The organism is Roseburia faecis (assembly GCF_001406815.1).
In the GTDB taxonomy this organism is placed as follows: Bacteria; Bacillota; Clostridia; order Lachnospirales; family Lachnospiraceae; genus Roseburia; species Roseburia faecis.
On record NZ_CVRR01000005.1, the window covers coordinates 175,924 to 191,798 of the forward strand.

Below are 15,875 nucleotides of genomic sequence, written 5' to 3' on the forward strand. Positions count from 1 at the left end.
TAACTCTCCAACCCCGGCTTATGCTTCCAGGAATCTTTTTCTGGAGATAAAATTATACGTAGTAACTAACATGGTGGAGAATATTTTTGCTACTGCATAAAACATTCCTAAATGTTCTACGGCAAACCACATGATCATCTGGTTCATCACAAGCCCGATCATACTGAGTGCCACAAAAATAACCATCTCCTGTGCCTTCGTCATGTCTTCCTTTCCAATAAAAACAAAACGCATGCTCAGGATATAATTCACAATAACGGATACGGTAAACGACACGGCACTGGATGCAAAATAATGCATGATATGTGTCTCTGTCAAAAAGATCATCAGTCCATAATCAATGCCAAAGCACAATCCACCGACCGCACCAAACTTACAGAACTGAATGACCAAATCTTTTATCCTATTCATTTTTGTCTGACTCCTGTTTCTAAAACTGCAACTACCCCATAGCATTGTCTGCTGCCACAGGCAGTGTTGCTTTAAAATACAAAATAGATTGCCCGAATTATGTTCGGACAATCTATTATAGCGCATCTTATGCAATTTGTCATTAATTATTTGATCCACCAAATCCATCGAAGAAACCGGAGTTGCCGGAATTATCGGAATTTTCCGAGTTTCTGGAATTGCCGGAGTTACCGGAATCCTGTGAGTTCCGAGAATCATTGGAATTATCGGAACTGCTCTCGGATACAAAATCGGACTGTGCTGCAAGTGTCACGGTAATGGATTTTTCCTTGTAGCCATTTCCCAGCCGTTCCATTGTCATTTTTACTTCATCCCCTGATTTGTGGGATGCGATCAGCTGTTTCAGCTGCGTCATACCTGTAATTGTCTGACCGTCAAATTCTGTAATAATATCGCCCTGACGAAGTCCTGCTTTTTCTGCCGGTGATCCGGAAACAACCTGATATACATATACACCCTGCGGCATGTTATAAGCACTGGCAACACTGGAGGAAATATCCTGTCCCTGAATACCGAGGAATGCAGCCTTTGACTGATCTACCTGTCCTTTTTCAATCAGCTGTTCAACGATCGGCATGGCATCTGACATCGGGATTGCATAACCAAATCCTTCTACACTCGTATCGGAATATTTTGCAGAGTTGATACCAACAACCTCTCCGCTTGCATTCAGCAGCGCACCACCGCTGTTGCCAGGGTTAATTGCTGCATTGGTCTGGATCATGTTGTTATTGACCACGGTCTCTCCGGTCTGTTCATCCTGCACGGTAACGGTTCTTCCTAACGCACTGATAATACCGTTGGTAACGGACTGTCCATAACCAAGTGCATTACCGATGGCGATAACGCCCTGACCAACTTCCAAGGTATCGGTGTCCTCGTTTACCGTAGCTACCTTGATTTCTTTTAATGTAGAATCCTTAATATCACTCAATGCTACTTTGACTACCGCCAGATCATCCGAAGCATCTGTTCCCTGCACCTTGCATTCTACGGTTTCGTTATCCACAAACTGCACTTTCAGTGAATCGGCATCTGCGACTACGTGGTTGTTTGTTGCAATGTAAAGATATTTACTGTCCTGTTTGATAATAATACCGGACCCTGCACTCTCACTCTGCTGCTGCTGTGTCCCCCAGAATGTCTGATAGGATACTGTTCCGGTATTTGTAATTGCCACAATACTCGGCATTGCCTCTTTTGCGATTGCGGAAACATCGGAAAGATCCGCTGCATTGCCGGTACTCGTCTGGCTGACTTTTGCGGAAGAAGAACTCTTTGAACTGCTTACATTCTGTCCGGAAACTCCCAGCGCTTTGGTTCCTACATAGCTGACTCCGGTAAATACACCTCCGGCTACCAGACCAAAGACCAGAGCAACTGCCGCACACTTACCAATGGTAGCTCCGAATCCGGACCTGCGACGCGGTTTCCGGGGTGCCGGACCTCCGGTCGGCTGCTGATACGGATTGTACGCATTGTATGATGTATTCTGATATGTCTGTCCCTGACTGTTGCTGTTGTACGGATTGTACCCATTCTGATTATTTTGTGTATTCTGATTTTGATCCATATTGTTATAATAGTTGTTATCCATAATGAAAAACTCCTTTCCTGTTTTCTAAGGAGAATTCTACCTGTCAACTGTGTTCAAATTGTGACAAAGTTCTGTAAATTTTGTAAATCCCTGTTAAATGGCAATGCCATTTTTCTTTAACAGTTCTCTGGCAGACTCTACCGAATCAGTTCCGAGCGCATTTTTCACCGGTGCAAATTCCTTTTCCCGCTCAACCTCAAACGGAAGACAATTATCCATCATATACACCATATCCAGTATGAGTGTTTCAAATTTGTAGGCATTCGGCTCCTTCGGTTTCTGCAGCTGACCGCTTTCATCCAGATACGGAACCTTCTTCTCTACAATATGCATCGGAAGATTTGTTTTTACAATCTCCATCAGCTTATCCACACGGAACAGATAATTTAAAATCACACCGAACCCGTAAAGCAGCGAACCATTTTCATTGACAGCCTCTGCCATCTCCGGTGTCAGTTCATAGTATTCGACAATCGATGGTTTTCCATCTTCCAGACACATTGCACCCACACGTTCATACGGAGAAACCTTACGCACGACTTTCGAACCACACACACATCCAGACAAAATCGTTGCCCCGACAAACACCGGATCCGCAATCCTCTGCAATACATTGTCCACGGCAAAAACATTCAGCCATTCAATTCCACGTGTCCGGATATCTTCATCCAGATGTGCCCGAAGCATGGATTTAAACCATCCACCGTTTCCATTCGGAGACATCGCGAGAGAATCCTCCGATTCCATCAGTATGTTTCCATCAAAATCGACCGCCGGAACCATTTCCTGCACAAAAAATTTCACATAACTGCTGTCATATCCGAAAAAATCATGTTCTTCAAAAAACGCCCGTGTCTGTGCATCGTTTTTTTCACTGGTCATAATATAAAGCGGAATCCACACGCCTGCCTCATGTTTTACCTGCATCAGATTTTTTATCAGCTGTTCAAAAATATAGAGTGTTTTCGTCACTCCGATATTAAACATGCCTTTTGCCTTGTCAAATCCCAGCCGGGTACCCTGTCCTCCCGCCAGAAGAATCGCACCGACTTTTCCTTCCCGAAGTGCTTTCAGTCCCGTTTCCCGATACAGATCTTCCTTCTTTCGGATTTCGGAAAGCTCGGCCGCCTGCAGCGGGGCAAACGTTCCTCTTTGCTGTTTTTTCCGATGAATCAGTTCCAGACAGGACCAGTCCATTTCCTCCAGCTGTTTTTCCAGTTTCTCCGGCACCTGCGCATCTGTCAGTTTCTGTAAATATTTCTGCTTATACTCCATAATATTTTTCTTTACCTGTTCGTTCATGGAAACATTCTCCTTTATCTTTATTGACTTTCCTCTCCAATGACAACAGTAGACCAATCATGCCGATTGGTCTACTCTTATTCCTCAATTGATTACTGTACATTTGTTCCGCCAGTAGTTTCTGATCCCTTCTGGATCTCATCCGTGCCTGTGGCACCTACTGTCTCGTTATAATCCGATGTATTAATCTTTGCAGAATCTGCCGTGATTCCGGTTGTATTTACAATCGTTTCAGAGATTGCCTGCACCGTCTGTGATGGTGTATACGCGGCATCATCAAACATGTATTCATGCAGTTTTTTTACATTCGTCACAAGATCTGCCGGAATTACCGTATCTCCACATCTCGGCATGTTTTTCGTAGTCAGATCTGTTGGAAAACCAGTGGTGCTGTTGATTTTGTACTTGGTTACATCTTTCGCCAGACTCACCATCTGATCCAGCGAAAGTGTTGTGGAAATATCATCTACCACACTGTTACAGATTTTGACAAGTGTTGCCGGATTTGCTTTCTTTGCTTTCTCCAACATTGCCTGCAGCACAATTCTCTGACGGGATGCACGTTTAAAATCATCTCCGGAAAGTTTTCGGATTCTGGCATATGTGGTTGCCTGTGTTCCATCCAAATGTACCAGACCGTACTGTGTCACATTCGGGGTATTCTTTCCGGTTACGCCGTCCACATCTTTCTTGTACTTGTTGATCTGGTTCATCTCGCCCTGGGTAATATTCAGATCCAGTCCTCCCAGATCATCAATCACTTCTACGACAGCTGCCCAGTCCACACACACATATTCCTTGATATCCAGATCCAGATTGGAATTTAACATCTGAACCGCCTGTTTTGCCCCGCCTCTGGCATAAGCATTGTTACACTTGAAATAAGTGCCGCCTCCGACTGACAGAAATGTATCACGGTATACCGATACCAGTTTGACATTTTTTGTCTTATTATCAATACTTGCAATCATGACAACATCGGAATTTCCCTCTTGGTAGTTATTTGCACTCCGGTTATCCAGACCAAACACTGCAATATTGGTATATCCTTCCAAAGACTCCAAGGTATCTTTGCTGAGATCATCATTAATTCCTGCCTCTGTCTCACTCATATTTTCATATTTCACACGATTTACCATGCCAATAAAATACGCAGCGACAAGCAGGATTGCGAGAAGCAGAATTTCAAATACAAACAATACAATCTTTCTGCTCTTCTTTTTCTTTCTTCTCTTTTTCCTTCTTCTATTATCTGCCATTTTTTTAATCCTTTTGCCTATTGTGTATATACAGCCATGCGTCTGCATAACTGACGCGGTCCTGTTCCGACATGGAAGTATATTTCTCCAGGTCGAGATTGGTCAGCCGCATCTGCGCGTTCCCACACTGATGACATTCGACATCTTTTCGTCTGGAAACCATACGGAGCCATCCACATTGCGGACAAATGTATATTTTCATCATAACTGTCTACCGATTATTCAAAGTGCTTTAACACTTCTGCTTTTAATTCTTCCAGCATCTGATCTGCACCATCCAGGGTATCTCCCTTAACACCGACATAAAATTTAATCTTCGGTTCTGTTCCGGATGGACGTACACAGCACCATGCATTATCGGATAACTCATAATACAGGACATTGGAAGACGGAAGTCCGGTAGCAGTCACCTCCCCGGTCTTTAAATCCTTACGGGTGTCTGCCTTGTAATCGCGGACTGCAAGTACATCAAACGCTCCAAGCTTTGCCGGAGTACTCTGTCTTGCCCGATCCATAATCTGCTGAATCTGTGCGGCACCATCGATTCCCTTAAGTGTCATGGTTGCGATTCCCTCACGGTAATATCCGTACTTTTCGTACATATCAATCATGCCATCCCAGAGTGTCTTTCCCTGTGATTTATAAAAAGCAGCAACCTCACACAACATACATACAGCTGCCGGAGCATCCTTATCTCTTGCATAAGTGCCAGGAAGACATCCGTAACTTTCTTCAAATCCGAACACATAATTCTTTTCTCCGGATTTTTCATATTTAAGCATCTGCTCACCAATATACTTAAATCCGGTCAGTACTTCTACCAGCTCCACATCGTATGCCTTTGCGATTGCCTTTGCCATGTCGGTGGAAACAATGGATTCTACCAGTACCGGATTCTCCGGCATTGTATTATTTGCACGTTTCTGTCCCAGAATATATTCCGCAATCAGCATTGCAGACATGTTTCCGGTAAATGTCACATACTCGCCGCTTTTCGTATCCTTGCAGTATACACCCAGACGGTCGGCATCCGGATCGGTTGCCAGAACCAGATCCGCATCCTTTTCCTTCGCAAGCTTCAATGCAAGTTCCCATGCATCCGGGTTCTCCGGATTCGGATACGGAGCCGTCGGGAAATGTCCGTCGGCAACTGCCTGCTGTGGCTCGATATATACATTTTCAAATCCAAGATCGCTCAGCACACGCTTGACCGGACCAAGACCGGTTCCGTGTAACGGTGTATAAACAATCTTGATATCCTTTGCCATCTTTTTGATGATCTCCGGATGAATGGATAAATTTCTCAGCTCTGCAAAATAGGATTCATCCACGTCGTCGCTGATGATCTGATACAGCCCTTCTGCCTGTGCTTTTTCCTTCTCCATGGTCTTTACCATGTCAAAAGAAGTTACTTTTGCTACTTCCGCCATAATACCGGTATCATGTGGCGGTGTTACCTGCGCGCCGTCTTCCCAGTATACTTTATATCCGTTATATTCTCTCGGGTTATGGCTTGCGGTAATAACAATACCTGCAATACATCCGAGTGTCCGGACAGCAAATGAAAGTTCCGGAACCGGACGCAGACTCTTGAACACATATGTTTTGATTCCGTTTGCTGCAAGACAAAGCGCCGCTGCATCGGTAAATTCATCTGCCATCAGACGGGAATCATGTGCGATTGCCACACCTTTCTCCTGTCCTCCCTGTGCCAGAATATAGTTTGCCAGTCCCTGTGTCGCCTGACGGACCGTGTAGATATTCATACGATTGGTTCCCGCACCGATCACCCCGCGCAATCCGGCGGTTCCAAACTCCAGTGTACGATAAAAACGATCCTCGATCTCCTTGTCATCACCGGCAATTGCCTTCAGTTCTTCCCTTGTCTGATCATCGAAATACGGGTCATTACACCACTTGTCATATTCCTGTCTGTAATCCATTATTTTCCTATCCTCCTGATCTGCACTCCTTGCGATACATATTCTATGCTTCGCCCAAGATTTTTAAATTCTCTCCACTTGCAATTTTCTGAAACTCAATTGCTGTATGCCATTTTATCACAATCTTGGTTTTTTGAAAAGTTTTTCACGGAAATATTAGAATTCCTTAAGAAACTCATCCAGCTCCTTTTTTGCCTGCTCATAGGACCGGAAAACAATCCCATGAATGCCACAGGTTTCTGCTCCTTTTATATTTACCGGACGATCATCAATAAATACGCTTTCTTCCGGTTCCAGCCAGTATTCATCACACAGATATTCATAAATTTCCGGATCCGGCTTTATTTTCTTTATTTTATATGAAAAAACAACGCCATCCATAAGCGGAAGAAATTTCAGTTTATCCTTTGTCTGATCCAGCATGTTTTCACTGTAGTTGGAAAGGATATACACATGATATCCTCTTGCCTTCAGATCGAGAATCCATTCCATGGCATACGGGAACAGTTCCACGGTATTTCCGACGGTTTTATGGATTTTCGTAATTTCGTCTGCCAGTTCGGGTGCTCCCGCAATAAATTTCTGTAAGAATTCATCCGGTGTCCCAAGTCCCTGATCGGACGTATCCCACAATTTGTTTTGAAACATTGCTTCATTAATTTTTTTCTGTTTTTCTTTACTGATTCCCAGACGCTGCATATACGCATCCGGCTCGTAGGAAACCAGGACCTTTCCCACATCAAAGATTATATTTCTGATCATGTTGTACTCCCTTATAAAATTTGTTTATTCCTATCATAACACAAAAACGCCGCATCGTACACACTGGTATCGACACGGCGTTCATTCGTTATGTTCTAGCAATATATCTGAAATGTTGAATTTTCCTCCTTTCCAACACTGAGCATCTGCATCTGCTGATCCAGCATACCTGCAAACGATGCTTTTTTCTGCTTCATCTGTGATTCCCCATGATTCTCACGCGGAGAATGATAAGTGATCGCGATAATGCTTCCTACGGGTACAATTGTCTGATATCTATCCTTGATTGCTGCGGTAACGCGCCTCCCTTCCATGATTGGCGTTCTTTTTGTTTACCTACACAATATATATCGGACATCTTTGCCATTTCTTAACCGTTTTCTGAATTTTTTTATTTTGTCACCCTCATTTTCAATAAAACAAGGGCAGAATCACAATGATTCCACCCTTATCCTTATAATCATCTAAGAATGACCGAAATTTATTTTGTTGTATAGTATCCACCGTATACGATCTCATAATGGTCGAAATTCGGATGGCTGTAAGGGCTCTTGGAAACGGTTTCCGAAGTAGTTTTGGTTTCCTTTTTATCCAGGTATAAGGAGCTGGTAGATACATCTATGATGGTTCCGTTTGCATCATAGCTGATAATATAAATTTCTCCATACACATACTGACTTGTTTTGTTTACCTTTTTCAGTTTAAATGAAATGCTAGAATCTGATACCTGTTCATCTGTGACAGTAACAGAAAGCTTATCTTTTCCCAGCACTTTATATTTCTGTTCCGGATTTCTGTCAAATGCCGTAATCTTTACACTGGACTGCGAAATATCAACATCTGCCGCAGATGAGACATAAATACTTTCGTATGCAGTCTTTCCACTCATTACACGATAAACAATCTCATCTTTTGCTGCAACCTCAGATCCGGAACTGTTCTTTAATGAGTAGCGTACCGCCAACCGGTCAAACGTTGCCTTCGTATTGTTTTTCACACGGATCAGAATATAATTTCCATCCAGTTTCTGAAGCTTAAGGTCAAACTTCGGCTCCGCAACCGTTACTTTTATCTTTAAAGACTGCGTATGTCCGTAATAATCTTTCCCTTTTATAGTTACAACCGAAGTTCCTGCTTTCTTTGCAGAAATGGTATACTGCTTTTTCGATTTATTGGCTTTTACTGTTGCAACTGCTTTCTTGGTGCTTGACGCACTGCTTAAAGATTTCACACCGGTAAGGTACCAGGTATAGGTTTCTCCCTTATAAAGTGTTAAGCTCTCATTCTTTGTGGCTGCCTCCACAGATGCCGGTGTCACCAGCGCCAGAATCATGGCAAAAGCCAGACATGCCGTAATTACCCTCTTCATTACTTTTTTCATTCTTTCAATTTCTCCTTTCAATCTTTTCATGGATTTACGCAAACGGTGCAGGCAAATGTTTTCCCGTTTACTTTCAATGTTACTTTGGCTGTGCCGGTACCCTTTGCCGTCACTTTGCCACTGGCATTTACTACCGCAACCTTCGTGTTGCTGCTGGACCAGGTAATTCCTTTGCTTTGTCCGGTCACTTTAAACGTGCCGGTCCTGCCTTTGGAAAGAACCATGGTTACCCGGTTCACCGCAAGTCCCGGGATGGTTGTTGTAGTATATGTTTTATCTGCATTCGCTGAAGTTTCCAGCGTTGATGCTGTATATTTTTTACCGGCGATCACGACAGAATTTTCCATATGTTTTTTGCCGTTGACCACTTTGGCGGATATGCCATAATGCTTCATAATCAACTGATAAGCTTCACAAACCCCCTTATAATTTGCCTTGCCCTGCTCGAGTGCTTTCTGTGCCAGAACCGATGTTCCATTCGGGGAAACATTCTGCTGCATCCACTGCTGGGTGGCAACTGCCTTTTCATAATCGCTCATCCCGGATGTCACGTAATGATTCCAGATAATATCAAGCACGTTTTTCTGGGAACGCGCAATCACCGTATAGGGATATGTATAAGTTTTTTTGCCAATGGTTGCCGTTATTTTTACAGTTCCGGCTTTTTTCGCCGTCAGCCTTCCATCCGCATCTACCGATACCACACTGCTATTTGAACTTTTCCAGACGGGTGCCACAGAAGCATTCAATACGACAATGGATCGGCTCTCTCCCACATACAGTTTACTATACCCTGCCTGTATTTGTAAAGATGTCTGACTGCTATAATGAATTTCGTTTGCTTTCGCATACGTTTCCGCCGCAGAACCATACGGAGTAACTATCGTAAGCCTTGCCTTGTTACATCCTGCAAATGCATCTATTCCAATCGTTTTTACGCTGGCCGGAATCTCAATTTGGTACAAATCCGTCTGATTCTGAAACGCCTGTGTTTCAATCGTGGTATATCCTGATGGAATCTTTACCGTCTGCAAATTTGTCAGAATCAGCTGACCAAGATTCGTTCCGATGTTAGTAACTACGTAGGAATTACATTTTGCAGGAAAGATAACTGTGCTTTTTTCTCCCGTATACATATAAATGGAACAGCCTTTTTTCGTTGTTGCACCTTTTGGAATCTGATAGACAAATCCTGCCGCATCCTGCGCATATGCAGTTCCATCCATATCTTTGACAATCTCTGCAGCCTCTGCGATATATGGACTCCCCGCCAGCAGCACGGTAACTGCCAGGAACATCCCCGCGATCTGCCGGATACTCTTTTTCTTAGCTGTTTGTTCTCGGAACTTCATATCTTTTCCTCACTGTAAATTTCCACTACTGTACGATATTATCCGGAATCTCCAGATCAGCATCTGTCAGGATCTGTCCCTCAACGACTTTATTGACAAGCTGCTCTGCATATTTTACCTGCACCTCATCCGGATACATGACATAGCTTCGTTTCGTAGGCATGGAGTAGGTCGTCGATGATCCGCCTTTTCCTGTAACTGCATAAGACTTTACATTCCAGGAAGCCAGATCTGACAACTGCATTTTTACCAATGCAGAAATATCCTCTGAACTCATACTCGTCGTAAACATCCCGGACATACTATCCATAATTGCTGAATAGTTGCTAAGCACCGTTGTTCCGGAAGAAATCTTCTTAATCAGTGCCTCAATTGCCTGCATCTGATGACGTCCTCTGGAATTATCCCCATCTGCAAAAGATTTTCTCTCCCGCACGTAGGAAAGCGCCACCGTACCATTTAACTGATTGGTTCCCTGATTGATATAAAATCCACCTTCACTTGTCCGGAAGGCTTTCTCCGACTCTACGGTAATTCCTCCGACTGCATCTACTAATGTCTTAAATCCATTAAAATTAATCTGCACATAATAATCCACATGCTCATCATACAGATTTCCAAGTGTGGCCATAGAACAGTCTATTCCATACATTCCACAATGGGTCAGTTTATCTTTTGCACCTGCTGATGCTGCCGTATCCACGTAGTAATCTCTCGGTGTATTAATTAGAAGCACCTGCTTCGTGGACGGATTGACAACTGCCAGAATATTGACATCACTGCGGCTGGTGGTAAGAGTAAGGGTTCTGGTATCGGAACCACTGATATAAATGACAAACGGATCTGTTGTAATGGATTTTTCTGCCGTCTGTGAATCCTCCGTCACCACCGTTTCTTCCTCATGATCATACAGGGTACGCGTTCTGGAAGAAAATGTTTCATACCCATCCTGTGCCTCTACCACGTCTACATATGCCACATTCATAAGCATAGCATCTGCATTTCCTTCGTATAATGCCTGCACCATGTCGAGAATATTATCATACACCTGCGTGTGGATCTGTGTCCCGACAGTTTCATTGATCTTTTCGATTGCCTTTTGGGTATGTTCGTAATCGTATTTTTCGGTAATCGCAAACACATAGTCTTTCGCATCCATCAGTGTCTGTGCCGGATCATCCGTCATCACATAGGCGGATACGGTATCGGTGGTCTTTACATTTCCGGCAATATTATCGAGCGTATTTCCGGCCTTTACAAGCATATAGGAACCACCCCCACACACAATCACACATGCAAGGAAAAGAATTACACCAAGCGTACGCCTGACATAGCATCCGGTCTTTTTCTTTCCCTTTTTCTTTTTACCAAAATAAAACAGACAATATTCTATAATGAGCAGCAGCAGCAGAATTAATCCAAGCAGGATCACATACAGCGTTGGAACAATATTCAGCCACAAAACAACTCCGACCGTTGCCAGGCTCAGTAACAATTGGATCACAAGCATAATCCCTGCGATCATTTTCCATTTGCTTTTCTTTTTCTCTTTGGTTTTCATGTGTCATCCCCAATTATTTCTTGTTCGACAAAACACCGTTTTTATTGCTATAGTAAATTTTTCCATTTCGTTTAATCTTCTTATTTGTAACTAGTACTCCATTTTTACCAAAGTAATAATTATGTTTTCCCACATGAATAATCTTATTGCTTTGTAATTTTCCTTTTGAGTTAAAATAATATTGATACCCGTCAATCTTTGCAATTTTCCCCGACACTAATGTTCCATCTGCCCGAACAGCATATGTACTATTCTTAAAATCATAAAGTTCCGTATGAGAATCCCCTACAGCAAGAGTTCCATCGCTTTCAAACAGATAATTATCTCCTGCAATTGCATACACTCCGTTACGGTACATTTTTCCATTTTTCCCAAAGAAATAATCTTCCCCGTCTATATTAATCCAGTCATCCTCTGTCATTGCTCCATCTTCATTTAAATAATAATAATCAGATCCTATCTGTGTCGGATAGATATCATCCTCAACATTTTCATCATCACCAACAATATCCGGAATTAATTTATACCCATTTTTATCAAAATAATAGGTTTCACTTCCAATTTTCTTTCTGCCGACATCCATATATGCATAATTTTCATCATCAGACAATCTGAAATAACGTTTCTTTCCGTTGTAACTATGCCATCCCGAGTAATTTCCCTCTGAATTATAGGTTCCATAATCCATCTGTCCACCTTTGCGAAAATAATAGTAGTGTTTCCCTATCATTTTAACCCCGGTAGACAATGAACCATTTTTATCAAAATAATACATATCGTGGTCACGGTAGAGACCATCAGCTCCATATAATGACTGCCATCCTGTCATTTTTTTACCTGTTTCTACAGTATCTCCGCGATATAGTGTAATCTTATCATTCTCAATATGGAAAATCAATGTTTTCTCTTCATTTCCCACCAAATAACAAAGACCATAAGATGTCATGCGCTTAATCGCTGTTCCTGTACGCCATTTATTCGTCTTCGCATCTGTCTCGGAAACTCCAGTGTTCGGAATAAAAGCATAAGATGGCTGTACCGCCTCCAATAATGACACTGAATTTCCACTTCCAATTCCATGATGATTCATTTTCATAATATCACATTTTAAAGACGTACCATAACGTGAGACTAACCGATCCGATTCATCAGAATAACTATCTCCCGCTGTAAAATAACGTGTATTTCCACAGGTAAAAATAACTGCAAGTGAACAATTATTTTCATAACGTATAAAACGTTCTTTTTCTTTTGTAATACTGGTATAAGCATATGGGGAAATCTCATTCGTGTTTACTGGCCCAATAACTTTTCCAGTCGCATCACCAACATTGACCTGATCCCCAACATTCAGATATACAATTCTTCCTGTTCCCTGTGTGCTCATAAATGCTTGAAATGCTGCATAGCGGGATGGATAACTTCTTGATAAAACCGCCAGCGAAGGGTCTGGCAGATATAACGTATCAATCGTAATCCCGGAAAGTGCAAACTGCTTCAATCCAGCCTGTAAATCCGTAGAACATCCTCCAGTATGATCTGTGTGCAAATGGCTAAACATCACATCTACATGAGTAACTCCCAATGTCTGTAGCTGTTTAATGATTGCAGGTGCGTGATTGTCTGCGCCAATATCAATCAACAAATAATGTCCTTTCGATTCTAACAGTGTAGAATCCCCCTTTTTTTCTGAATTAAGATAAAATGCATAAATATTAAGTTCTGTATTATCTGATGCCTTTACTTCAGTTGTGAATACAAACGGAAGTAATAAAGCCAGAATCAATCCAAAACAAATTCCTTTCTTTCGCATAATATACGTCCTTTCATTTATGTGAAATCCAAGTAAAACATTTTTAATATACCATATTTACTAAAAAAGATCACTGTAAATTTTACATATTAAAAGAGAACAAATGAACCATCATCTATTCTCTCTTTTATTACTTCACATACGTAACATTACTGTCTTTTGCAATGCCTATCTTCCCACTCTTGCAACCGCTTATTTTATTTTTGCTGATTTCATTACCTTTGGATTGCATTCCAAATGTGATTCCGTATGCTTTACATTTATGAATTATATTTTTTATCAATGCCAGTCAATAATCTCTGGAAATCAGTCTTTCACAATAACCTTTTCATAAAACCAAACACCTAATTATATATACTTGCATCATTTCAAAAATCCTTTTACCTTATTTACGACTTTTTTGCTAAGGGGTTCTGTTGCAATTTTCTGATTTTTAATTCTCTCTTTTTGTAATAAATCCGAAGTAAAATTTAATTTTTTCGATAATCTATCCAGTTTTTCATCCAAATTTGTATAGTAATCTCTATTTCTTTCTGCAATTTCTTCCAGAGAACATTGGGAAACCGGAACTATTCCCTCCAGCAAATCCGTCTGCTTTATTTTTCTGTCAAATGCAGTTTCCTGCGGATCTTCTCCGTCCATAAAAATATTTGGGATATCATTCTTTTTCAAAAATGCAACATACCTGTCGAAATTCTGTTTCTGATATTTTTCAATCTGCGAAAAATCCTGCTGTTCCACAAGTTCCTGCAATGTCAGTTTTTCATTCAGCTTACTCTCATGTATCGCATTTAAATGATGATACTCTGCCAATTCCCTAGTTCTTGAGTCCTTCGTCACAAGCAATGCCGGAGTCCCTGCTAAAACGGCTGCAATATTTCCATGTAACCTTGATCCAAAAGTCAAATCTGAATCATTCAGGAATTCCATCCACTTAGGTACATTACAAAAAAATCTCAATCGACCATCCTGATAAATTTTGTCTGTAACGTTGCGAAAATTATATTCGATTTTATATTCATATGGAGCACCTAAATAAATACTTCTGAGTTCATTTACAACTTGTCCAATAAAATAATGGTTTTCAAATTCCTTCATTTTTAATTTAATAAACTTACGAGTAGGAACAGAAGCTGCAACATTTGAATTAAAACATACTTTAGAATTAACATCTAATTTCGGATTTTGTATATGCAATCGTTTTCCCTTCATATACATAGATGGACAACCTATCACCATAAAATCGCGTCCTTCTGCAAAACCTAATGTCTCCAAATATTTACCGGTTAATTCACCTCTTACCCCAATACAATTTGATTTTTCAAGTACTGCTGTAACAAATTTCTTTACAGCTTCATCCTGTGGTTTGGGTTGTGAAAAATCCGGTTCATAGGATTCCTTTAACCCAACGCCAATTACATAACATGGAATCTTTAACTTTTTAACAAAAGAAGTTAATTCATTTAATTCATTCACAAAATTCTCTCTGAACGCATCAGCCAATGGAATGACAAAACAATCGAAGTTTTCATTAACATATTCAGGTTTATAATAATTTGTATTATAATAATTTGCCTGAATTACTGTATTGTCGTCGATCATCAATGAACGCAATACCCCATTTAAATATAAAAAATTACCAACATTGGTTCCAATAACATTATGCGTCAAAATATATCCCGGGGAAAATGTCTCAAATGGAGACATTCCTCCTCTATAATAAATTCTTGACATTACGTCTCCTTTCTCACCACCCAATTGCCTTTCTTAAGTTCATAATCAGTTCATCAATATCTCCCTCCCGGAAAATACTGCTTGTACCTGCTACAAAAATGTCCGAACCATTCTTGTATAATTTTGCCGCATTCTCACAGGTAATGTTTCCGTCGGATTCAATATATACCTCCGGATGTCCCAGATCATCCAGATATTTACGAATACGTGCTGCTTTTTCAATGGTATGCGGTACAATTTTCTGTCCAGCAAATCCCGGATTAACGTGCAGCACCAGAACTCCCGCAATATAATCTGCAATTTCCTCCAGTACCTGAATCGGTGTACCCGGATTAATGGCAATCACCGGCTTAACCCCTTTCTTTGCAAGATAATCAAGGCACTTCTGGATATGGCAGGTTCCTTCATAGTGCAGGGACACATGCTCTCCCGGCTGGAAATCAAACCAGTCCAGCTTATCTTCCGCACGGTCTACCATCAGATGACAGTCCAGTGTAATATCTGTTTTCTTACGCAGTCTTTTTACAAAATCCGGACCATATGCAAGGTTTGGGACAAACGTACCGTCCATGACATCCACATGTAAAAATTCAATATTATTTCTCTCAAATTCATGTACATAATCCATTACCTGATCAAATCCCGAACACATAATAGATGCTGCAATTTTTCCTTTTTCTCTCACGAAATTTTCCTCCAT

The 15,875-nt window shown here is 41.3% G+C and carries 14 protein-coding genes; all 14 read right to left on the reverse strand.

Features of this window, described 5'->3' with window-relative positions; genetic code table 11:
• Positions 1-18: 18 nt before the first annotated feature.
• Positions 19-411 carry a GtrA family protein gene (locus tag M72_RS01770; protein ID WP_226947350.1) on the reverse strand — a complete coding sequence of 131 codons (393 nt, stop codon included), beginning with the start codon at positions 409-411 and terminating at the stop codon, positions 19-21.
• A 142-nt stretch (positions 412-553) separates the two neighbouring features.
• Positions 554-2,068 (reverse strand): S1C family serine protease, encoded by a 1,515-nt coding sequence (locus tag M72_RS01775; protein ID WP_055066943.1) that lies wholly within the window; start codon positions 2,066-2,068, stop codon positions 554-556.
• 93 nt (positions 2,069-2,161) lie between these two features.
• The gene (locus tag M72_RS01780) at positions 2,162-3,370 is read right to left on the reverse strand and encodes a UTP--glucose-1-phosphate uridylyltransferase (protein ID WP_055066944.1); all 1,209 of its coding nucleotides are present in this window, start codon (positions 3,368-3,370) and stop codon (positions 2,162-2,164) included.
• Between the two features lie 92 nt (positions 3,371-3,462).
• Positions 3,463-4,629, reverse strand: a complete 1,167-nt coding sequence (locus M72_RS01785) for an LCP family protein (RefSeq protein WP_055066945.1) — start codon at positions 4,627-4,629, stop codon at positions 3,463-3,465.
• Positions 4,630-4,633: 4 nt separating this feature from the next.
• Positions 4,634-4,792: a DNA-directed RNA polymerase subunit M gene (locus M72_RS01790; RefSeq protein WP_242853304.1), complete on the reverse strand. Its 159-nt coding sequence runs from the start codon at positions 4,790-4,792 to the stop codon at positions 4,634-4,636.
• Positions 4,793-4,847: 55 nt separating this feature from the next.
• Positions 4,848-6,572, reverse strand: coding sequence for a phospho-sugar mutase (locus M72_RS01795; RefSeq protein WP_055066947.1), 1,725 nt, complete (start codon positions 6,570-6,572; stop codon positions 4,848-4,850).
• Between the two features lie 156 nt (positions 6,573-6,728).
• Positions 6,729-7,334 carry an HAD family hydrolase gene (locus tag M72_RS01800; protein ID WP_022045449.1) on the reverse strand — a complete coding sequence of 202 codons (606 nt, stop codon included), beginning with the start codon at positions 7,332-7,334 and terminating at the stop codon, positions 6,729-6,731.
• A gap of 95 nt (positions 7,335-7,429) precedes the next feature.
• Positions 7,430-7,648, reverse strand: a complete 219-nt coding sequence (locus M72_RS01805) for a hypothetical protein (protein WP_055066948.1) — start codon at positions 7,646-7,648, stop codon at positions 7,430-7,432.
• Between the two features lie 167 nt (positions 7,649-7,815).
• Positions 7,816-8,715 (reverse strand): hypothetical protein, encoded by a 900-nt coding sequence (locus tag M72_RS01810; RefSeq protein ID WP_055066949.1) that lies wholly within the window; start codon positions 8,713-8,715, stop codon positions 7,816-7,818.
• A 26-nt stretch (positions 8,716-8,741) separates the two neighbouring features.
• Entirely contained in the window at positions 8,742-10,067 is a 1,326-nt protein-coding gene (locus M72_RS01815; RefSeq protein ID WP_055066950.1) for an Ig-like domain-containing protein, read from the reverse strand.
• 25 nt (positions 10,068-10,092) lie between these two features.
• Positions 10,093-11,628, reverse strand: a complete 1,536-nt coding sequence (locus tag M72_RS01820) for an LCP family protein (RefSeq protein WP_055066951.1) — start codon at positions 11,626-11,628, stop codon at positions 10,093-10,095.
• Positions 11,629-11,641: 13 nt separating this feature from the next.
• A complete protein-coding gene (locus M72_RS01825; RefSeq protein WP_055066952.1) occupies positions 11,642-13,441 on the reverse strand; it encodes a hypothetical protein in 1,800 nt (599 codons plus the stop codon).
• Positions 13,442-13,804: 363 nt separating this feature from the next.
• Complete coding sequence (locus M72_RS01830) at positions 13,805-15,175, reverse strand: polysaccharide pyruvyl transferase family protein (protein WP_055066953.1); 1,371 nt, start codon at positions 15,173-15,175, stop codon at positions 13,805-13,807.
• A gap of 13 nt (positions 15,176-15,188) precedes the next feature.
• Positions 15,189-15,860, reverse strand: coding sequence for a ribulose-phosphate 3-epimerase (locus M72_RS01835; protein WP_055066954.1), 672 nt, complete (start codon positions 15,858-15,860; stop codon positions 15,189-15,191).
• Positions 15,861-15,875: the final 15 nt, after the last annotated feature.